25 protein-coding genes and 1 riboswitch are annotated in these 19,537 nt (G+C 51.9%); of the genes, 8 read left to right on the top strand and 17 right to left on the bottom strand.

Annotated elements, in window-relative coordinates; translation table 11 throughout:
- The 6 genes from H1R82_RS06985 to cobT form a co-directional block, all read right to left on the bottom strand.
- A partial coding sequence (locus H1R82_RS06985; RefSeq protein WP_181821629.1) for an adenosylcobinamide amidohydrolase occupies nucleotides 1–468 on the bottom strand: 468 nt, incomplete at its 3' end.
- Nucleotides 468–1,076, bottom strand: a complete 609-nt coding sequence (locus H1R82_RS06980; protein WP_181731149.1) for a histidine phosphatase family protein — start codon at nucleotides 1,074–1,076, stop codon at nucleotides 468–470. The genes H1R82_RS06980 and H1R82_RS06985, both read right to left, overlap by 1 nt.
- Nucleotides 1,073–1,819, bottom strand: a complete 747-nt coding sequence (cobS, locus tag H1R82_RS06975) for an adenosylcobinamide-GDP ribazoletransferase (RefSeq protein ID WP_181731150.1) — start codon at nucleotides 1,817–1,819, stop codon at nucleotides 1,073–1,075. The genes H1R82_RS06980 and cobS overlap by 4 nt, the downstream gene beginning before the upstream one ends.
- Nucleotides 1,816–2,328 (bottom strand): bifunctional adenosylcobinamide kinase/adenosylcobinamide-phosphate guanylyltransferase, encoded by a 513-nt coding sequence (gene cobU, locus H1R82_RS06970; RefSeq protein ID WP_181731151.1) that lies wholly within the window; start codon nucleotides 2,326–2,328, stop codon nucleotides 1,816–1,818. Before cobU ends, cobS begins: the two co-directional genes overlap by 4 nt.
- Complete coding sequence (gene cobD / locus H1R82_RS06965) at nucleotides 2,313–3,458, bottom strand: threonine-phosphate decarboxylase CobD (RefSeq protein WP_181731152.1); 1,146 nt, start codon at nucleotides 3,456–3,458, stop codon at nucleotides 2,313–2,315. The genes cobU and cobD overlap by 16 nt, the downstream gene beginning before the upstream one ends.
- 19 nt (nucleotides 3,459–3,477) lie before the next feature.
- Nucleotides 3,478–4,539, bottom strand: coding sequence for a nicotinate-nucleotide--dimethylbenzimidazole phosphoribosyltransferase (gene cobT, locus H1R82_RS06960; protein ID WP_181731153.1), 1,062 nt, complete (start codon nucleotides 4,537–4,539; stop codon nucleotides 3,478–3,480).
- A 187-nt stretch (nucleotides 4,540–4,726) separates the two neighbouring features.
- Between cobT and leuC the strand changes: the two genes are divergently transcribed.
- Both leuC and leuD read left to right on the top strand, forming a co-directional pair.
- Nucleotides 4,727–6,166, top strand: a complete 1,440-nt coding sequence (leuC, locus tag H1R82_RS06955) for a 3-isopropylmalate dehydratase large subunit (protein WP_181731154.1) — start codon at nucleotides 4,727–4,729, stop codon at nucleotides 6,164–6,166.
- Nucleotides 6,153–6,761, top strand: a complete 609-nt coding sequence (gene leuD / locus H1R82_RS06950; protein WP_181731155.1) for a 3-isopropylmalate dehydratase small subunit — start codon at nucleotides 6,153–6,155, stop codon at nucleotides 6,759–6,761. The genes leuC and leuD overlap by 14 nt, the downstream gene beginning before the upstream one ends.
- A gap of 46 nt (nucleotides 6,762–6,807) precedes the next feature.
- On the opposite strand, the gene H1R82_RS06945 is transcribed toward leuD, so the two are convergent.
- Complete coding sequence (locus H1R82_RS06945) at nucleotides 6,808–7,017, bottom strand: YqgQ family protein (protein ID WP_181731156.1); 210 nt, start codon at nucleotides 7,015–7,017, stop codon at nucleotides 6,808–6,810.
- Nucleotides 7,018–7,080: 63 nt separating this feature from the next.
- Between H1R82_RS06945 and H1R82_RS06940 the strand changes: the two genes are divergently transcribed.
- On the top strand, nucleotides 7,081–7,461 hold the full coding sequence (locus H1R82_RS06940; RefSeq protein WP_181731157.1) for a hypothetical protein: 381 nt from the start codon (nucleotides 7,081–7,083) through the stop codon (nucleotides 7,459–7,461).
- 15 nt (nucleotides 7,462–7,476) lie between these two features.
- Here the strand turns inward: H1R82_RS06940 and H1R82_RS06935 are convergent, their stop codons facing one another.
- Entirely contained in the window at nucleotides 7,477–8,055 is a 579-nt protein-coding gene (locus tag H1R82_RS06935) for a biotin transporter BioY (RefSeq protein ID WP_181731158.1), read from the bottom strand.
- A 189-nt stretch (nucleotides 8,056–8,244) separates the two neighbouring features.
- Here H1R82_RS06935 and H1R82_RS06930 point away from each other — a divergent pair, with 189 nt between their 5' ends.
- Complete coding sequence (locus H1R82_RS06930; protein WP_037994062.1) at nucleotides 8,245–8,973, top strand: S1C family serine protease; 729 nt, start codon at nucleotides 8,245–8,247, stop codon at nucleotides 8,971–8,973.
- Nucleotides 8,974–8,981: 8 nt separating this feature from the next.
- Here H1R82_RS06930 and H1R82_RS06925 read toward each other — a convergent pair whose 3' ends face one another.
- The 5 genes from H1R82_RS06925 to H1R82_RS06905 form a co-directional block, all read right to left on the bottom strand.
- Nucleotides 8,982–9,854: a sulfite exporter TauE/SafE family protein gene (locus H1R82_RS06925; protein ID WP_181731159.1), complete on the bottom strand. Its 873-nt coding sequence runs from the start codon at nucleotides 9,852–9,854 to the stop codon at nucleotides 8,982–8,984.
- Nucleotides 9,855–9,935: 81 nt separating this feature from the next.
- On the bottom strand, nucleotides 9,936–11,102 hold the full coding sequence (gene sat, locus H1R82_RS06920; protein ID WP_181731160.1) for a sulfate adenylyltransferase: 1,167 nt from the start codon (nucleotides 11,100–11,102) through the stop codon (nucleotides 9,936–9,938).
- A 124-nt stretch (nucleotides 11,103–11,226) separates the two neighbouring features.
- Nucleotides 11,227–11,970 carry a phosphoadenylyl-sulfate reductase gene (locus H1R82_RS06915; RefSeq protein ID WP_049720487.1) on the bottom strand — a complete coding sequence of 248 codons (744 nt, stop codon included), beginning with the start codon at nucleotides 11,968–11,970 and terminating at the stop codon, nucleotides 11,227–11,229.
- Nucleotides 11,967–12,206: a DUF3906 family protein gene (locus tag H1R82_RS06910; protein ID WP_037994066.1), complete on the bottom strand. Its 240-nt coding sequence runs from the start codon at nucleotides 12,204–12,206 to the stop codon at nucleotides 11,967–11,969. The genes H1R82_RS06915 and H1R82_RS06910 overlap by 4 nt, the downstream gene beginning before the upstream one ends.
- A complete protein-coding gene (locus tag H1R82_RS06905) occupies nucleotides 12,203–13,831 on the bottom strand; it encodes a nitrite/sulfite reductase (RefSeq protein ID WP_181731161.1) in 1,629 nt (542 codons plus the stop codon). Before H1R82_RS06905 ends, H1R82_RS06910 begins: the two co-directional genes overlap by 4 nt.
- Before the next feature lie 87 nt (nucleotides 13,832–13,918).
- Nucleotides 13,919–14,021: riboswitch (SAM riboswitch) on the bottom strand.
- A gap of 237 nt (nucleotides 14,022–14,258) precedes the next feature.
- On the opposite strand from H1R82_RS06905, the gene H1R82_RS06900 reads away from it, so the two are divergent.
- A complete protein-coding gene (locus H1R82_RS06900) occupies nucleotides 14,259–14,702 on the top strand; it encodes a YtoQ family protein (protein ID WP_049720489.1) in 444 nt (147 codons plus the stop codon).
- 65 nt (nucleotides 14,703–14,767) lie between these two features.
- Here H1R82_RS06900 and H1R82_RS06895 read toward each other — a convergent pair whose 3' ends face one another.
- Together H1R82_RS06895 and H1R82_RS06890 are read right to left on the bottom strand one after the other, a co-directional pair.
- A complete protein-coding gene (locus H1R82_RS06895; RefSeq protein ID WP_049720490.1) occupies nucleotides 14,768–15,109 on the bottom strand; it encodes a spore coat protein GerQ in 342 nt (113 codons plus the stop codon).
- 17 nt (nucleotides 15,110–15,126) lie between these two features.
- Nucleotides 15,127–15,555, bottom strand: a complete 429-nt coding sequence (locus H1R82_RS06890) for a cell wall hydrolase (RefSeq protein WP_049720491.1) — start codon at nucleotides 15,553–15,555, stop codon at nucleotides 15,127–15,129.
- A 130-nt stretch (nucleotides 15,556–15,685) separates the two neighbouring features.
- Here H1R82_RS06890 and H1R82_RS06885 point away from each other — a divergent pair, with 130 nt between their 5' ends.
- The 3 genes from H1R82_RS06885 (at nucleotide 15,686) to H1R82_RS06875 (ending at nucleotide 18,208) form a co-directional block, all read left to right on the top strand.
- Complete coding sequence (locus tag H1R82_RS06885) at nucleotides 15,686–16,192, top strand: DUF559 domain-containing protein (RefSeq protein ID WP_049720492.1); 507 nt, start codon at nucleotides 15,686–15,688, stop codon at nucleotides 16,190–16,192.
- Nucleotides 16,193–16,259: 67 nt separating this feature from the next.
- Nucleotides 16,260–16,706: a VOC family protein gene (locus H1R82_RS06880; protein ID WP_181731162.1), complete on the top strand. Its 447-nt coding sequence runs from the start codon at nucleotides 16,260–16,262 to the stop codon at nucleotides 16,704–16,706.
- 110 nt (nucleotides 16,707–16,816) lie between these two features.
- Entirely contained in the window at nucleotides 16,817–18,208 is a 1,392-nt protein-coding gene (locus H1R82_RS06875) for an NAD-dependent succinate-semialdehyde dehydrogenase (RefSeq protein ID WP_181731163.1), read from the top strand.
- 137 nt (nucleotides 18,209–18,345) lie between these two features.
- Here the strand turns inward: H1R82_RS06875 and hxlB are convergent, their stop codons facing one another.
- On the bottom strand, nucleotides 18,346–18,897 hold the full coding sequence (gene hxlB / locus H1R82_RS06870; RefSeq protein ID WP_049720495.1) for a 6-phospho-3-hexuloisomerase: 552 nt from the start codon (nucleotides 18,895–18,897) through the stop codon (nucleotides 18,346–18,348).
- A 3-nt stretch (nucleotides 18,898–18,900) separates the two neighbouring features.
- Entirely contained in the window at nucleotides 18,901–19,533 is a 633-nt protein-coding gene (gene hxlA / locus H1R82_RS06865; RefSeq protein ID WP_181731164.1) for a 3-hexulose-6-phosphate synthase, read from the bottom strand.
- Nucleotides 19,534–19,537 lie beyond the last annotated feature (4 nt).

Here is a 19,537-nt window from a genome sequence, read left to right as displayed (position 1 = left end):
TGCCGTGATCACGGCATTCACCATTGCCGCCTGTGTCATCCGTCCGTCGATCACAACCATCGTGTTGATTGTGTGAGGCGTGTATTCCTGATCGTTCCAAAACACCGGGTTCGGTTCCCCGGCACGGGCTGCATTTCCCACACCGGCTGTGACAAACACGTCCATCTTGAACGTTTTCTCCACGGCAAAACGGTGGCAAACCCGCTCCACCCGGGCCGCCGTCATGAGCACGACCGTTTCTTCAAGGGGAATCTTTTTCCGGGTTAACCAATCCCGGATCTCTCCCTCCGGATTCTTCGCTGCATAATCCCGTCCGACATGCCGGTTGATCATCCGTTTGCAGGTGAACCGGTCACTTCCGTAAACCGCGCTGGTCAAGACTTTCAACGGCCGTTTTGACTCAATCATCAACATTTCCGGATGAACCGTCCATGAAATCGGGCAACCGGCTCGCTGAAACCAATCCATCAAAAGTCTCCTTTCTGAAACAAAGTACGGCTGATGATCCACCCAGCCTCTTTTTTTTCGGCAATCCATCCCTCTCCGTGCCCGATGGACGGCTTCCAAAAGTCGTCCAGGGACTGATACACATGATAAGCAAAAAAACAGCGGATGGGACCGCCATGCGTAAAAACGGCCACGGTTTCCCCGGGCCGGTTTTGTTCCAATTCACGAAGGAAACGTTCAATGCGATGGTGCAGATCCATGAGGCTTTCCCCTTTTGGGGGAGCAAAACGGCCCGGATCACGGATCCAGTTCCACCATGCCTCTTTGGCCAACTCCTCCGCTTCCTGATACGTTTTTCCTTCCCAAATCCCAAATGAACACTCTCTCAAGGCCGGTGTGACGGCCACCGGGATTTCGGGATGTTTTTCAAGAAAAGGACGGGCAGTCTGGACGGCCCTTTTCAAATCACTGGTCACCACAAAGTCGATCTTTTCCCGTGACAGTGCTTCCGCCAACCGGAATGCCTGTTCTTTTCCCGTTTCGGCCAACGGCTCGTCCTGGTGCCCGATGTACCGTTTCATCTGATTCCCTCTGGTTTCGCCATGGCGTATCCATATCAATCGCATCATGAAAGCACCCCCGGAATGGTAAAAAAGAGAAGCCAGGTTAATTCAGACGCTTCAATCATGGCTCCGTACAAATCCCCGGTGCAACCGCCAAGGGTCCGGGTTCCCTGCCAACCGATCCACAGCGGGACCCAAACCGCAAAGAACCCCGCCGCCAAACCGATGCTTCCCAAACCGAACCACACCGGCAACACCGTGCAAACCAAAGCCAGACCAAACCGCGGCCAGGTAAACCGCTCCCGCATGCCTTGTCCCAACCCGTCTTTACCGGCATAAGGGAAGAAACGGATGCCAATCACCGCGGCCAGCCTGCCCCAAATGCAGGCCGTGATCCACACCCGGGCAAAAGAAGCATCCGGATGGCCGGCAAGCACAAACAGGGCCCCCGCTTTTAACATCAACAGCAAAATGGCGGCAATCGCCCCCATGGCCCCGACCCGGGAATCTTTCATGATTTCCCGGATTTTGTCCGGATCGCGGTGGGATCCGAATCCATCGGCCATATCCATCCAACCGTCCAAGTGCAATCCGCCGGTGAAAAACACCCATGCCGAAAGATCCAACAACACCCGGACCGGAGCCGGAAACCATCTGGCAATCAATTGATCAAACAAAAAAAGGACGCCTCCCAACAATAAACCGACCACTGGATACCACACCGGACTTTCCCGGAACCCCTCTTTGTCCAACCGGACCGGTACCGGGAAGCGGGTCAAAAAGGCCAAGGCATGAAAAAATGCATTCATGGTTTCACTCTCCAAGGAATTCCCGCAATCACCATCCACACCTCATCCGCCACTTGCGCAACCTCCTGGTTGAGCCAGCCCAAACCGTCTTGAAACGCCCGGCTCACCGGATGCATGGCCACACCGCCCAGACCGACTTCATCGGTGACCAGGACGGCCTCATACGGTTTTAACGTTTCCAGCCAATCGCGGGCGTCTTGTTTCAAATGTTCTTCCCATTCTTCTTTGTACAACATCAATTGATTGCTCACCCATGCGGTCAGGCTGTCCACCAACACGAGATGGTGTGGCGGGACCGTTTGAATGACCCGGGCCAACCGGTGCGGCTCTTCCACCACGCACCAGTGGTCCGGGCGCCTTTTCCGGTGATGTTCGATCCTCTTTTTCATCTCTTCGTCCGAAGCAACTCCGGTCGCCACATAAGTGACATATTCGGCATCCATGCACAATGATTCAGCAAAGCGGCTTTTGCCGGAACGGACGCCGCCGGTGATCAGCTTGATGCCCATGATAACCCGCCTTCCTTCCTGCTCCATTCTTCAAGCGTCTTCCTTAACAGCAGATTCTGCTCCGGTTTTTTGACCGCGATCCGGAAACAATCATCCTCCAACCCTTCATAATTGGAACAACTCCGGATCAATAACCCTTCCCGGGCCAAGTCGAATTGCAGATCCGAAACGTTTTTTCCGTTGACCGACATGCGCACCAGCAAGTAATTGGCCACCCCCGGAAAAACCTGAAAACCGTCCAGACGGTTCAATTCCCGGATCATCGTTTCCCGCTCTGTTTCCAGCCACCCGCTCACCTTTCGGGCGTGCGGCCGGTAAACTTCCTCCCGCAAAACCGCGCAGCCGATCATTTGCGCCAATCCGTTCACACTCCAGGGAACCTGAAGCGCCCGAATCCGGGAAATCACCGCTTCATCCGCCACAAGATAACCCAAACGCAAACCGGGCAGCGAAAAAAACTTCGTCATGGAACGAACCACAATCAATTGGGGATGCTCCTTCACCCGTGAAATCAACGACCGGTCTTCCTTTGGCTCCACAAAATCCATAAAAGCTTCATCCACAACCAAAATGGTTTGATACCGTCCGGCCCGGCGGATCCATTCCAACATCCGGCCGGCATCAATCAAATGCCCGGTGGGGTTGTTGGGATAACCGATGAATACCAAGTCCACCCGTCTCAACAGCCGGTCCATTTCTTCCAGGGACGGCAAAAATTGCTGCTCCCAGCCGGTCACCAGATGGTCCACGGGAATGTTTCTCTTCCGGGCACATTGCCTGTACTCGACAAAAGAAGGATCCACCACCCCCACCCGGGACGGCCGGAAGGCCTGGATCAACAGATCAATCAACTCGGCAGCCCCGTTTCCCGGCAACACCATGTCCGCGGAAATCCGGTGAAAACGGGCGATCGCCTGTTTCAACCCGCGGCAGGCCGGATCCGGATATCTTGATAACACCGGCATTTCTCTTTCTTCGACCAACTCCCGGATCACTTCTTTGACGATTTCCGGCGGACCGTAAGGATAAATATTGGAGCTGAAATCAATCCATTCCTCTTGTTCTCTGGAAAAAAGCTCACTGGCCGTCAGCAAATCCCCTCCGTGTCCGAACCGCTCCAAGCTTGCCATTTTTTTTCACCCTTTCTGGTCAGTTCTTTTCGCCTTGCGGGGCAGAAAGTCCCAAATCGGCAAATACGGCCATATTTCGGGCCAACTTTACCGCCGTCTCAAACATCGGCATCACAAGAGCCGCACCGCTGGCTTCCCCCAAACGCATCTCTGCATGCAGCAACGGTTTAAAACCCAGCTCATCCAGCAATACGGCATGTCCCGGTTCCACCGACAGATGGGAAGCAAACAAACAGGGGCGGACCTCCGGTTTCCATCTCACCGCCGCCAAAGCTGCCGCCGTGGAAATAAATCCATCCATGATGACGGGAATCCGGTGTTCGGCCGCCCCCACATAAGCTCCCACCATGGCTGCAATCTCCAGCCCGCCGACTTTTTCCAACACCTCCAGCGGATTTTCCGGATCGGGCCGGTGAAAATCGATGGCCTTTTGGATCACTTCACATTTTCGCGCATAAGCCTCCGGAGAAACCCCGGAACCTTTTCCCGTCAATGACGAAACCGGTTTTCCCGTGAGCCCGGCTGCCACCGCAGCCCCTGCCGTGGTATTGCCGATTCCCAATTCCCCCACAGCCAACAGGCGGACGTTCTTTTCGCCCAACTGCCGGACAGTCTCTCTCCCCACCCGGATCGCTTCCACCACTTCTTGGCGGGTCATCGCCTTTTCTTTTAAAAAGTTGCGCGTGCCTTTGCGTACCCGGGCAGAGAGCACGGATCCCGGGGTTTCCTCCCATTCACTCCCGACATCCACCACAACCAGCCCGGCGCCGGCCGCTTCAGCCAAAAGATTCACCGCCGCTTTTCCACGGTCGAAGGTTTGCATCATCAGGCCGGTCACTTCTTTCGGATACGGGCTGACCCCTTCTTCGGTCACCCCGTGATCCCCGCAAAACACGGCCACCGCTTTTTGACTCAAATCAGGGAACATTTCCCCCGTGATGGCGGCCAAGCGGATCATGATTTCTTCCAATTGCCCCAAGCTGCCGACCGGTTTGGTCAATTGATCGACATGTTGTTTCATTTTGCCGGCCGTTTCTTTGTCGACCGGCGGAATTTCAATCTTTTCTATTCCATTGATCAATGTCTCCTCCCCCGCTTTCTTCCGGTATCTTCATTCAAGGATATTATAGATGAAACAGCCGGACAAACCCGTTGTTAAAAAATTGGTTGTTGAAAGATAAATTCATTTTGTTAAAATATTCTTCAATTACCCTTTCTTTATTTCCCCGTTTCTTTGACGAGCTGAGATAAAAGATGAGGTGAGCAAATTGAGACCACGAACATTGTTTGAGAAGGTTTGGGATCGCCATGTCATTGAGCAGGAAAAAGGAAAACCCGCCATCTTGTACATCGATTTGCATTTGGTGCATGAAGTCACCTCCCCGCAAGCTTTTGAAGGATTGCGTCTTCAGGTGCGCAAAGTCCGGCGGCCGGATTTGACCGTCGCCACCATGGATCACAATGTTCCCACCACCGACCGCCATTTGCCGGTCAAAGACCCGATTTCCCAAAAACAAATGGAAACCTTGGAGAAAAACTGCAAAGAATTTGGCATTTCCCTCTTCGATCTCAATCACCAGAACCAGGGAATTGTCCATGTCATCGGTCCCGAGCTCGGGCTCACCCTGCCCGGGAAAACCATCGTATGCGGGGACAGCCACACTTCCACACACGGGGCATTCGGCGCCTTGGCATTCGGCATCGGAACCAGTGAAGTGGAACACGTCTTGGCCACGCAATGTTTGCATCAACTCAAGCCCAAAACGATGCGCATCCACTTTAACGGGGAACTTCGCCCCGGTGTCACCGCCAAAGATGCCATTCTTGCCGTGATCCGCCAAATCGGCACGGACGGAGCCACCGGCTATGTGATTGAATATACCGGCAAACCTATTGAAAAAATGTCCATGGAAGAACGGATGACGGTATGCAACATGTCCATTGAAGCGGGTGCCCGTGCCGGCATGATCGCTCCGGATGAAACCACTTTTGAATATTTGAAAGGCCGCCCTTACGCCCCCAAAGGGGAAGCCTTTGAAAAAGCGGTCCGAGAATGGCGGCAGCTGTCCAGCGATCCGGGTGCGATGTATGATGCGTACATCGAAATCGACGCCTCTTCCATCGCACCACAGGTGACCTGGGGAACCAGCCCCGGAATGGGGACGGATATCACCGAAGCCGTGCCGGATCCTTCCTCTTTCCCGACAGAGACCGAAGCCAAATCGGCCCGCCGGGCGTTGGAGTACATGGGATTGAAGCCGGGCACGCCGATGACGGAAATTGAGATTGACCAAGTATTCATCGGTTCCTGCACCAATTCACGCATTGAAGATTTGCGGGCGGCGGCCAAAGTGGTCAGAGGGTACAAAGTGGCCCCACAAGTGAAGGCCATGGTGGTTCCCGGTTCCCAACAAGTGAAACTGCAGGCAGAAAAGGAAGGATTGGACAAAATCTTTTTGGAAGCCGGGTTCGAGTGGCGCGAGTCGGGTTGCAGCATGTGCCTGGGAATGAATCCGGATATTTTGAAACCCGGCGAACGATGCGCCTCCACTTCCAACCGGAACTTCGAAGGCCGGCAGGGCCGCGGTGGCAGAACCCATTTGGTCTCCCCGGTCATGGCGGCCGCGGCAGCCATCGCCGGTCATTTTGTCGATGTGCGCAACTGGCAATACCGGGATGAGGAGGGAAAAGTCCATGCAACCACTTAAACAACACAAGGGAATCGTTTGCCCGTTGGACCGGGCCAATGTGGATACCGATGCCATCATTCCCAAACAGTTTTTAAAACGGATCGAACGGACCGGATTTGGCCGGTTCCTGTTCCACGATTGGCGGTTTACCGGTGACGGAAACCCGGATCCGGATTTTGTCCTCAACCGGCCGGAATACAAAGAATCCAGTGTACTATTGGCACGGAAAAACTTCGGATGCGGTTCTTCCCGCGAGCATGCCCCCTGGGCTCTTCAGGATTACGGGTTTCGTGTGATCATCGCGTCCAGTTTTGCGGATATTTTTTACAACAATTGTTTTAAAAACGGAATGCTTCCCGTTTCGCTTCCGGAAGAACAGGTGGACCGGCTCTTTCAAAACACCCTGGAAACAGACGGTTACACCTTGACCATCGATTTGGAAAAACAAGAAGTGCGGGATGATGCGGGGCTTTGCTTCCGCTTTGAAATTGATCCCTATCGCCGCTTCTGTTTAATGAACGGGTTGGACGACATCGGCATCACGCTGCAATATGAAAACCAAATCGCTCAATACGAAAATGAGCTTCCCTCTTATTACAGCGTGAAATCATAAGGGATTGCAAAAGGCATAGGCCGCTTGAACCAGTGGCACTATGCCTTTACTTTTCGGATTGCCGGCGCGAGAAGCGGGCGGATTGTTGAAGGAGCACCGCCATCGCTTTCTGAAACGTTTGCGGATCAATCAGGCCCATCGCCTTTAATTCCCGGACCTCTTCCATCATCAACTCCACATCCCCCAGCTGGTCCCCTGTATAAATGATGGTTCCAAATTGTTTTAACAACTGACGAACCTCAGTCATGCCACGCATCGGATGTATCCTTTCCTCTCTTGTGTTATACTGGATATAACCTCACTGAAAGAGGTGTTCTTTTTGCCTTATACAAACTTTATTCCCGTCAAACGAATGATCGGGCATTTGATCATATCCCAAAAACGGAATCATTGGGCAAGTACACTGACCACCAAAGAACTGATTTTCCAAAAACCACATTTATCCTATCACATCCTTTTAAATGATGTCATCGGCATCATTCCCTGTGAGATAAAAGGACTGCATCCGCAACCGGATCACGATGTATGGATGTCTGTGAAAAATCCGTCCCGTTACTATAAAATCTCGGTCCACAAATTGTTTGTCATCAACCGGAACGGTGTGTTCACCAACGGAGCAACGGATTTGATCGTTCCGTTAAACCATCGTTTCTTAAAACATATAGAGAAATATACAAATTTGACGATGTTATCTTCATAAAAAAAGAGCCTTTTGTCAGGCTCTTTTTTGTTGCACACTGCTTAATTGGGGCAGTGCTTTTCTCACCGCCATCACCACCGGCACGGCCAGGATCGCTTTCATCAAATCTCCCGGCATAAAAACCAACAGGGAAGAGATCCATGTAGTTTGGTTCAGTGGAAGATCAAGCACCGTAACCAGCCACGGAAACCCAATCAAATGAATCAAAATCACTCCACCGACAAGATGGGCCAATCCGATCTTCCAAGCATTGAGTGTGCCCTTTCGGATCCATCTTTCCACCATCCAACCGGTCAATCCGGCCGCAAACACCCAGCTGATGATGTAACCTCCCGTCGGGCCGGCCAAAGCGGCGATTCCGCTTTTACCCCCGCTTAAAACCGGCGCTCCGGCGATGACCAGGGCAATAAAGACAATCATGGAAATCATTCCCCGCCGGGCCCCCAGCACGGACCCCGCCAGCATCACCACAAGGGTTTGCAAGGTAATCGGAGCCGGGCCGATATGAATCGCAAAGGCCCCGCTGACCGCCAGCATGGCAACAAACATGGCCATCCATGTCATATCCCGCACCTTCAAAGCAGATCGACGCATCAGCAAACCTCATTTCGATAAATGATTTTCTACTCATTACAATAGCGATCCCTGCATTTATTGTCAACTTCATTTATCAATAAGGTTTACAATTGGCTTTTGACCGGCACTTGAGTCATCCGCCCTTCCTCCTTCCCGGCTGCAGCCATATGATATACAACCTGGCTTCGCGGATGGGGAGTGAAATGGATGCCTGATGGAAAGTTAAAAAAACAACGTCTGTCGGTCGTTTCGCCTGCACCACACCCGGCGAACATCTTTGTGCCGGTCTACCGCCGTGTCCGGAGAGGGGTGGTTTCCATCATCACCCAGGAAAAAAGCCCGGGGACTTATCTGTCGCTTCCCAGAAATTTGCTTCACCTGTTTGTCCCCGAACTGAACGATCCTCCGGCCCCTCCCAAAAACCATTTTGGTTCCGGGTTTATCATTCACCCGCAAGGCTACATTTTAACCAATGCCCATGTCATCAAAAATGCTTCACGCATTGATGTAAAGTTGGATCACTTCCAAACACCTTTCACCGGAATGCCGGTTTGGACCGATGACAAACGCGATTTGGCCGTCGTCAAAATCAAATCCCCGCGTCCGTTACCCGCATTGTCCCTGGGAACTTCCCGGGATGCCGACATCGGGGAATGGGTATTGGCGGTCGGCAACCCTTTCGGCTTGGAACACACGGTCACGGTTGGGATCATCAGCGGCAAAAACCGGCCGCTTAAAGTCGGGCGGCGTTATTATAAAAACGTGATCCAGACCGATGCCGCCATCAATCCGGGAAACAGCGGCGGCCCTTTGATCAACCTCCAGGGAAAAGTGATCGGAATGAACACACTGATCATTTATCCATCCCAATGTCTCGGATTCGCCATCCCCATGGAAGAGATCCGCCCGCATATCAAGCGCTATTTGCCCCAATGATGCCAGAGTCAAACACTGAGGGTTTGCTCCTTTTTCCCTTTGTTTTTCATATTCCAAAGCACCGAACCGGCCCACAAGACCAAAATGATTGCGTAAACCCCCCATTGTCCGGTGGAGGGAACCTTCAAAAATTTCAACACCGGGCCCACATTGACCAGAACAATGAAACCGCCGACCAACACGCCCAGCAAATGGGACGGGATCACCCGCACCAGCCATGCCGCAATCGGGGCCGCCACGACTCCGCCAATCACGATGGCTGCCACCCAGTAGGCATGAAAGGTTTCCCAACCGAGGAAGAGGAAAAATCCCAAGGAGGCGGAAACAGCCACAATAAATTCGCTGGTATCCACCGTGCCAATCACTTTTCTGGGTGTGACGGCATCTCTGGCCAACAACATAGGGGTGGTAATCGGACCCCATCCCCCGCCTCCGACAGCATCAAAAAATCCTCCCGCCAATCCGAGCGGAATCAAATAAGTATTGGATAAATTCGTTTTTTTGGCTTTCCGCGAGGAAACTGTGATATATCGACAAACAATATAAATCCCCATCAGCATTAAAAACAAAGAGATAAACGGTTTGATCCGGTCTCCCGGTATACCGCTTAAAAAAGCGGCTCCCGCAAAAGCACTGACACCTCCCGGAACAGCCAGTTTGAAGAGGATTTTTTTGTCCACATTTCCAAACCATAAATGGGACGCGCCGGAGACAGCGGTCGTCGCCACTTCCGCCAGATGAATCGAGGCCGAAGCCACTGCAGGAGCCACCCCGAAAAACAAAAGCAAAGAAGCGGAAGTTGCCCCGTAAGCCATTCCCAGCGATCCGTCAATCAACTGGGCGAAAAAACCGACAATGCCAAGAATCAGGAGTTTTTTCATAAATGCCCCCCTTAAACAAGCATTCATTTTTGCAATGGATGAAAGGGGAGCGCCGCATCAGGCAAGCTCCCGCCACAAGTTCTACACCCCCACTTTATTCCGGAGCCCCTCAATTAATACTTCCACCACTTCGGGACGGGAAAATTCCGGAGGCGGCGCAATTCCTTCCGACAACATCTTTCTCACTTTCGTTCCGGAAAGAATGACATGATGTTCGTCATCATGCGGACAAGTTTTGTACGAAGCCATGCCCGCACATTTTTTACAGTAAAAGCTGTGTTCAAAAAAAAGCGGGGTGATTCCCAATTCCTCCGCCGTAAAATGGGAGAAAATTTTCTGCGCATCATAGGTGCCGTAATAATCGCCGACACCGGCATGATCCCTGCCCACGATAAAATGGGTGCAGCCGTGGTTTTTGCGCACCAAAGCATGAAGGACGGCTTCGCGGGGACCGGCATAGCGCATGGCCGCCGGGTACGCTCCCAAAAAGACCCGGTTTTCCGGATAGTAATGTTTTAAAATCACTTCATAGCTTTTCATGCGGACATCCACCGGAATATCATCCGTTTTCGTTTGTCCGACCAACGGATGCAAAAACAGTCCGTCCACCGTCTCCAAAGCCGATTTTTGAATGTACTCATGGGCACGGTGCACCGGATTTCTCGTTTGAAACCCGACCACCTTTTTCCACCCGCGCTTTTGGAAAATCTCCCGCGTTTCGGCCGGGTCGAACAGCCGGTCTTCAAACGGATATGCCGGGCGTTTTAACAGCCAGATGTCCCCGCCCAGGTTTAACGGCGATTGACTGTACAGATATCGAACCCCCGGATGGGCTTCTTCTTCCGTCTTGTAAACCAACCGGGCTTCTTCACGCAGATCGACACGGTAAAGCTCTTCCACTTGGACAACCGCAATGATGTTTTGTTCTTCATCGAGCAAGGAAACATATTCCGCCCCGGCAATCTCTTTTTCCCGTTCTTCCGGAACGGGCAAGGTCACCGGGATGCTCCAGACTGTTCCGTCCGACAGCCGCATGGTTTCACAAACTGACCGGTAGTCTTTTTCTTTTAAAAAACCGGTCAACGGCGAGAAAACCCCGGTGGCAATGCAAAACAAATCCGACACGGTGCGGTTGGAAACGGGAAGCTTCGGAAAATGCTCCGCCCGATTCAACCAAACTTGTTTTTCCTCTCCTGTCAAAACGCGGTTTACCAGCACTCCTCCATGTGGTGCGATCAAATCTCCCATGGTAATACTCCTCTCCAATCATTTTCATCGGGCCCTCTCCCCGGGGGCTTCCGGGTCAGAGTGACTGAAAAGATCCCACGGTTCGAATCGCCCCCGGCGCCAAGCGGAACGGAATGAGCAAAAATCAATTGACCGGACTGTTATGAAGCCCGCATTCGATTTTGTCGGTCCCCGACCAGCGTCCGGCACGCGGATCTTCCCCGGGACGGACCGGGCGGGTGCACGGCTGGCAGCCGATGCTTGGATACTGCCGGTCATGCAAGGAATTGTACGGAATTTGATGATCATGAATATAAGTCCAGACTTGTTTGGCGTTCCAGAAAGCCAAGGGATTCAGCTTGAGCAACCCAAACCCCTGATCCCACTCCACCACCTGCGTATGGGCACGGGTGGGGGCTTGTTCGCGCCGGATTCCGGTGATCCATCCCTGGTAGTTTTTCAACACTTTTTTCAAAGGCTCGACTTTGCGGAGCTTACAACATAAATCGGGATTTCTTTTCCACAGTTCGCCGCCGTATTTCTCCGCTTGTTCCTCCAACGTGAGTTCGGGCGAAACGCGGATGAATTCTTTTTGGTATTTCTCAGCCAGCCGGTCCCGGACTTCATAGGTTTCCTGAAAGTGCAGGTCGGTGTCGAGATAAAAAATGTCCAATTCCGGATCGACTTTTAATGCCATATCCACCAAAACCACGTCTTCATATCCGAAACTGCAAGCCAACACCAACCGGGAAACCCCCAGTTGTTCCACTCCCCAACGGATAATTTCCTGAGGATGGAAGTCTTTCAACTCTTCTGCCACGATTTTGATTTGTTCGGGATTCCATCTTTCTTCTCCACTCAATGTCGGCCAATACCGTTCCCGGGTCATTTGTCGTTCTCCTTTCTTTCGGATCCGTTTAATACATATCCGGTTCCTTGGCGAACCCTTTTTTTCTCTTCAATCACCCACTCTTTGACCGCAGGCGTTTTGATCGTGTAACGTTCCAACTCTTTTTCTGCATATTCAAAAGCTTTTTCCTCCGTCGGCGCCAGAACGATGACGTTGTAAGAACCGTCCGGTTCTTTCTCTGCCACCAAGCGGTACAGATACAATTCCCGGCTCATACAGCAGGCACCACCCGCTGGCGGATCTCATCAAACTGTTTCTGAATCGCTTCGATTCCGGCACGTTTCACAAAGTCGCCGAATTTCTCCCCTTCTTTCCGTTCGCGTTTGTAGAAAAGAATGATTTCTTTTAACACCGGCGCCACATATTCTTTGGTGACCCGTCCCTTTAACTGCGTGTTAAACTTTCCTTGTCCGTATAAATGCCCGCCGACCGAGATGGTGTAAGCTTCCACCATTCCTTGGGCCGTTTTCGCCTTCCCGCCCATGAGACCGATGTCGGCGATTTGTTGTTGCCCGCAGGAATTGGGACAACCGTTGATATGAATCCGGATGGGTTCGTCCAACCGGATCTCCTGGTCCAGAAAGTTGACCACTTCTTTCAAAAACCCTTTGGTTTCGGTCAGCGCCAGATTGCAAAATTCAATTCCCGTGCAGGAAACGGCATACCCCTCAAACGTTCTTGGAAACGGGCTCAGCCTTTTTAAGAGAGGCTCTTTCAACAGATCCTCCACTTTGTCATCCGGCACATCGGTCAGAATCACATTTTGCGTGTTGGCGGTGCGCACCGAGCCGGATCCATAGTGGTCCGCCAGATCGGCCAAACCGTCAAACTCGTCTGCCGACGTGCGCCCCAACGGAATGTTTAAACCGACATAGTTCAGCCCCGGCTGTTTTTGCGGATGAACCCCGGTGAAATAACCGGCATTCCAGCCGGCGATTTTATCTTCACCCCGGGCCGGATACTCGCCGATATACTCTTTCAAGATTTCCAAAAACTTCTCCGGCCCCCAATCTGCGACCAAAAACTTCAGGCGCGCTTTATGCCGCTTTTTCCGGTATCCGTAATCGCGGAACACTTTCGTCACGCCGACCGCCACATCGACAACCTGTTCGGGACGGACGAAAAGATCCAGCTGCTGAGCCAAATGCGGCCGGTTGGAAAGGCCTCCCCCCACCCAGACGTGGAAACCGACCGTCTCTTTGCCATCCAACTTTTTCACTGCCGGCGTAAACGACAGATCGTTGATCTGGGCATGAGCCGGATTGTAGACACTGGAGGAGACGGAAATTTTGTATTTTCTCGGCAAGTTGGAAAATTCCCGGTTTAACAGCAACTTTTCATTCAGTTTGGCAACGATGGGACGGGTGTCCACCAACTCATGCGGATCGATCCCGGCCAGCGGGTTGCCGGTAATGTTGCGGGGGCAATCACCACAAGCTTCAAAGGTGTAAAGATCGACCTCTTTCAAACGCCGGAAGATATCCGGAAGATTTTCCACCCGAATCCAATGATATTGAATCGCTTGGCGTGTCGTCACATCGATCAGCCCGCGCCCGTACTCCCTCGACAACTCAGCCACCACCCGCACTTGGCGGCTGTTTAAAATCCCGGAAGGGACACGGATGCGGATCATAAAATAGCCGTCTTTTTTCGGGCGTTGTTGATAGACTCCCGCCCACTTGAACAAAGCAAATTTTTCCTCGGGAATCGATTCAAATCCCTTTTTAGAATAAATATGAATAATCTCGTCGATAATGTCTAAACCGTCCTGCTCCAACTTTTGCAATTCGAACGGATTCAACCGGTCCGGGTTGTTTGCCCAAGGCCAATGTTTTTTCATCCCCGCTTCCACTCCTTCGTTCACCTTGAAAATAAAAAAATCCCTTTTCCATGAGGGAAAAAGGGATCGATGCCACTTGCCTTTTTCTCCTCATATTCGAACAGTGACTGTTCTCTGGATTTGGCACCAAGCCGTACGGCCGGTTGCCGAGGGTTCATCGGGCCAGTCCCTCCGCCTCTCTTTATGAGGATGTTTCTAAACCATAAATACCTATCAAATAACTATGTTTTCAATTGCTTGGGATAAGAATAACAAATTCCGCCCGTTATTGTCAACCATTTCAGAAGAATCCTTTTGTCTTGAAAAATCAAGGCTTTGAACCGCCCCGAAACCTCCTGTTCCGGGCATGCATCCCGGTTTGTCTTTTTCAAAAAACGCACTTTGATTACAATAGAAGAGATCATTCCAAAAAAGGGGGAACCGGATCATGGAACTCGTCGTCTATCTTGCCGGTCAAATTCATGATGACTGGAGGGCAAAACTGCGCCAAAAAGCCGAAGAACGGGGCTTGCCCGTCATTTTTAAAGGGCCGCAGGAAAATCACGACCGTTCGGATGACATCGGCGAACTGATCAAAGGAAAACAGCCCAATGCGGTTTACCGGGATCAAGCCGCTTCGGAACTGAACAATTTGCGCACCCGGGTATGGATGGAAAAAGCCGACATCGTCATCGCCTTGTTTGGCGAAAAATACCGGCAATGGAACACCGCAATGGATGCATCGTTGGCCATCGCTTTAAACAAGCCCCTGATTTTGGTGCGTCCGGAAAGCTTGCACCATCCGTTGAAAGAAATCAGCCAGCGGGCACAAGTGACGGTCGAAACCGTCGATCAGGCCCTGGATGCCCTGGCCTATATCTTTGAAGAATGAAACAGGAAAGGGAGGCGGTTTTCCGCCTCCCTTTTCACGCTTTTTCACACTTTTTCCGCCAGGGGTTACGACCGGGTCAGCCGGGCCGGTGTATCATCAAACACTACAAAATTCAAATTGATATTTAACAACATGACATCTTTTCCGGTTTCCTGATCCCGCAAAACAAAATAATCCCTGCCCACCTGGCGCAACACCCCGGTGAACACCCGGTTCCTCCATTCCTCGCTCCCTTCATAAGTCATGTAAGCCGTCACTCGTTTTCCGATATTGCTTTGCAACAAATCTTCCGAGAATCTGCGGTCCTGTCTTTGGGGCTGCCCTTGTTCCGGTTGTTGTCTCTGACTGACCTGCGCGTCGGAATAAAACGGGTATGGAGCATGATATGGATAAGACCAATACACCATTTGTCTCCCTCCAGTTCTTAATATTGATAAACAGCAGGACAATCCGAAGCATCAGGAATATAAAAACAGTGGCTTTTATATCTTCCGGAATGCGTCTGATTAAACCAGGTTGCCGGACATTCCCCTGTCGGCCGGAAAAACCACAAGGCCCGTTTGGCGGGATCAAAACGCTGGCCCTGAATGGCCTTTCGGGCCAACCGGATATCCTGCTGGCGGGCCGGTTGATAAAAATACGGCATTTGCACGGCTTCAAAACCGCCGGGGGATTGGAAAACCATCTGTTGAAGATTGCGGATCCCCTCAAAATCGAGACAGTTGGCAATCACCCGGTTGACACCCACATTGCCAACCAGTAACATCCCCATTTGCCCGTCCCCTTCCGCTTCCGCCCGCATCAACCTGGCCAACAGCTTGACATGCGATTCCGGCGCCTGAATAACCGCCATACCATCCCCCCTGAGACCAACATATGCCCCCCTGCTCAAAAAAAGAACCGGCCAATTCTTTTGAAAATTGGAAATATCTTTTGGAAAGAACACTTCTTTTGGTGTATTCTGAATATAGGAGGTGACCGGCTTGCTTCCCCTGTTCAACAACCGAACCGACGGCTGTCGCCAACTTTCCTGGAAGTTTCGGAAGTTACGCCGCAAGTGGCGTCATCACTGGTTGTGCATCCCCTTTTTCATCCCTGTCTGGATTTACGAACAAGTCCGGCTGGGGTTCTTCCCGTTTATCCATTTCCAACTCCTCCACACTTGCAATCCTTGGGAACGGAAACTGTTTTACGCGCTTTATTCCAAATTCGGGCGTGACGTCAAAATCCACTATCCCATTCACCGCCATCGGGTGGCAATCGCCATCCCCAAATACAAACTGGCTTTGGAATGCGACGGGGACACGGTGATCCGTCCCAAAAAACAACTCCGCTTTCAAACAAAAAAACATGATCTGGGAAAGCAAGGCTGGAAAGTGATGCGCTTTTCACGCCGTCGCCTGTCCGGGCAAATGGACCAGGTCATCCGCGAAATTACAGAATATACAGATATCATGAAAAGAAGAAAATCACCTGGTCAATTCACCTGACAAGCATCCGGTCCGCGGGGACGGAAAACAGGGTCCCGGACGGCTTTTCACAAGGAGGGAAACTTTTATGATTCAAGGCTTGTATGAAGTTCATTTTCAAGTGGAAGATTTGGACCGTTCTGTCGAATTTTATCAAAGACTTGGGCTGACTCCGGCCTGGAGAAATGACAGTGTCGCTTTTCTGTGGATTGAACCTGAAAAAAGCTGGCTGGGCCTCTGGCAAAAGCCCGGCGGGAACCATGTATTTGCCAAACATATCGCCTTTCGCATCCACTTTGAGGATATGCCTGAAGCCATCCGCTGGCTCAAGGAAAAAGGGATCGAACCGGTAAAAGACGGGCGTTTTGAACCGGTCGAGCCCGTGGTGCGCCCGTTTCAAAGAAATGCTTCTTTGTATTTTGAAGATCCGGACGGCCATAATCTGGAACTGATCTGCACCATCCCCGATGACATTTCCCCGGATCTTCCGAAAATGTATTGGAGCGAATGGGAAAAACTCCGCGCAAAAAAATAAACCTCCCGCTGAAACGGCGAAACCCCCTTAAAAATCGACAAGCTTGCACCGGCTGATATCATAGAAGAAGAACCCCCGACCCCGTCCAAAAAAAGGAGGAAAGCAAAAAGATGTCCGAGATGATTGAAGTAAAAAATCCTGCCACCGGGGAATTGATCCAAAAAGTAAAAGCCCATACCGAAGAGGAAATCACCAGAGCCATCCGGAAAGGACACGAAAGTTTTTCCGCTTGGTCCAAAACCAATGCCCATGAGCGCTCCCGCTTGCTCCGGGTATGGTCGGATCGCATTCAAAAAAACAAGGAAAACATCGCGCGGATCATGACGCTGGAAAGCGGAAAACCGCTGACCGAATCCCTCGCGGAGGTCGACTATGCCGTCAGTTATATTGATTGGTACGCCGAAGAAGCCAAACGGCTGTACGGCCGGACCATCCCCGCCCACACCGGATCGAAACGGATTATCGTCACTCGTCAACCCGTCGGGCTGGTGGCGGCCATCACGCCTTGGAATTTTCCCGCGGCCATGATGACCAGAAAAGCCGCACCCGCCTTGGCAGCCGGCTGTACGTTTATTGTGAAACCGGCGGAAGAAACGCCGCTGACCACCATGGAACTGGTTAAACTGGCCCATGAAGCCGGCATACCGGAAGGGGTCATCCAATATGTCAACGGGTTGGGGCCTTTCGTCGGCAAACTCTTTACGGACAGCCCCCTGATTCAAAAAATCTCTTTTACCGGCTCCACTGAAGTCGGAAAGTTGCTGATGAAAAACAGCGCCGCCACCGTCAAACGCATTTCCATGGAACTGGGCGGCCATGCTCCCGTCATTGTGGCCGAAGATGCCGACCTTGATCTTGCCGTCCGGCAAACCATCCTTTCCAAATTCCGAAACGCCGGGCAAACCTGCATTTGCGCCAACCGCCTGCTGGTCCACGAAAGCATCGCCGAAGCCTTCTCCCAAAAGTTGGCGGACAGCGTGCGGAAATTAAAAGTCGGAAACGGCTTGAACCCAGAGACCGACGTCGGTCCGGTCATCAACAAAAAAAGCTTTGACAAAATCATGGAACAAATCGAAGATGCCCTCCAAAAGGGCGCACGCGTGTTGTGCGGAAACACTTACCAAGCCGACCGCGAAAAAGGATATTTTTTTGTCGCTCCGACCATCCTCGGCCAAGCCGGCCTTGACATGAAAATCATGCAGGAAGAAACATTCGGACCGGTTCTTCCCATCCTGTCCTTCAAAAGCCTGGAAGAAGCCGTGGAGATTGCCAACAGCACCCCTTACGGCCTGGCCGCTTATTTCTTCACCAATGATTACCGCACCGGCATTTACTTGAATGAACACTTGGACTTCGGCATTATCGGTTGGAACGACGGAGCGCCGTCTGCCGCACACGCCCCGTTTGGTGGAATGAAAGAAAGCGGCATCGGCCGGGAAGGCGGCTTGGAAGGAATGGAACCGTATTTGGAGACAAAGTACTTATCCATCGGGAATCTGTAAAAGGTCCGCAAAAAAGCCGATTGATTGTTCTTGATCAATCGGCTTTCAGCATGGCGCTTTCTTGAATCGCTCCCGTTCTCATCAAAAAACAAAGAGAACCGAAGAAACAGATGGTCTGTCTCCGGTTCCCCGTTTTATCATGATTCCAAATTGCTGTGGCGGCGGACCGCTTCGTCATGATTCACTTCCTTCAGCCTTCCATATTCCAGGCATACGGCATCCAACAAGATATGGACACTTTGGTCAAACAGCGACCCCAGAGGTTGAATGGTTTTCCATTCATTGGCGCGCCGGTGTTTGGTTGCCGCCGGAACACGGAGGATCTTCACGGCCGTTTGTGCAAGAGGGGACGCCTCATCGGTCGTCACGGCAATCACCTTGCACCCGATGGATTTGGCTTTCTCCGCCGTCCAAACCACTTGGCGGGTGGTTCCCGATCCTGAAACGGCAACCAGCCAGTCTCCTGCTTCAACGGATGGCGTAATCGTTTCGCCTGCCACATACACCTTGGCACCCAAATGCATCAACCGCATGGCAAACGATTTGGCCATCAATCCGGAGCGTCCTTCCCCCACGACAAAGATCCGCCCCGCCTTTTGCAATGCCGCGGCGGTTTCTTTGATCTCTTCTTCTTTCACCTGCCCGATCACCGCTTCCACTTCTCTTAAAATGGCTTGAGCTGTCGACATGGCTTATTCCCCCTTTTCAATGGCTTGTTTCAACTGTCTGGCCGCCTCTTTTGGATTCTCCGCTTTGGTGATGGCGGTACCGACAATCACCACCGAAGGATGGAAAGACTTTCTCACCTTCTCCAAGGAACTTAGCGTAATTCCGCCTGCTGCCGCCCATTTCACCGGCTTCTCCGACGAAACCGCCGCACACTTTTTCCATACAGGCCGCACCCCTTCTTCTTGCTCATCCTTGCTCACATGCACGCAAAAAACGGCCTCGTCATATTTTAATAACTCTCTCACTTGATCTTCTGATACGTTCAACAAATCAATCATCACCGTTTTGCCATGGCGGCGTGCCACGTCCATGCAGGTCTCGATGGTAACCGGCGGCGCCACCCCCATGACAGTGGCCGCATCGGCCCCGGCTTCAAATGCCTTTTCAAATTCATAACGGGCATTGTCCATCGTTTTGGTGTCCGCCACCACCGGCTTGTCGGGAAAAGTCCGCTTCAATTCCCGGACTCCCGCCATTCCAAATTCCTTGATAATGGAAGTCCCCACTTCAATCCAATCGGTGAATTCTTCCGTTTCCCCGGCCAACCGGACTGCTTCGGGGATACTCATCCGATCCAACGCAAGTTGCAGTATCATCCTC

The organism is Thermoactinomyces intermedius (assembly GCF_013912365.1).
Taxonomy (GTDB): domain Bacteria; phylum Bacillota; class Bacilli; order Thermoactinomycetales; family Thermoactinomycetaceae; genus Thermoactinomyces; species Thermoactinomyces intermedius.
The sequence above is the reverse complement of the archived record's forward strand: the minus strand, read 5'-3'. Positions and strand labels throughout refer to the sequence as shown.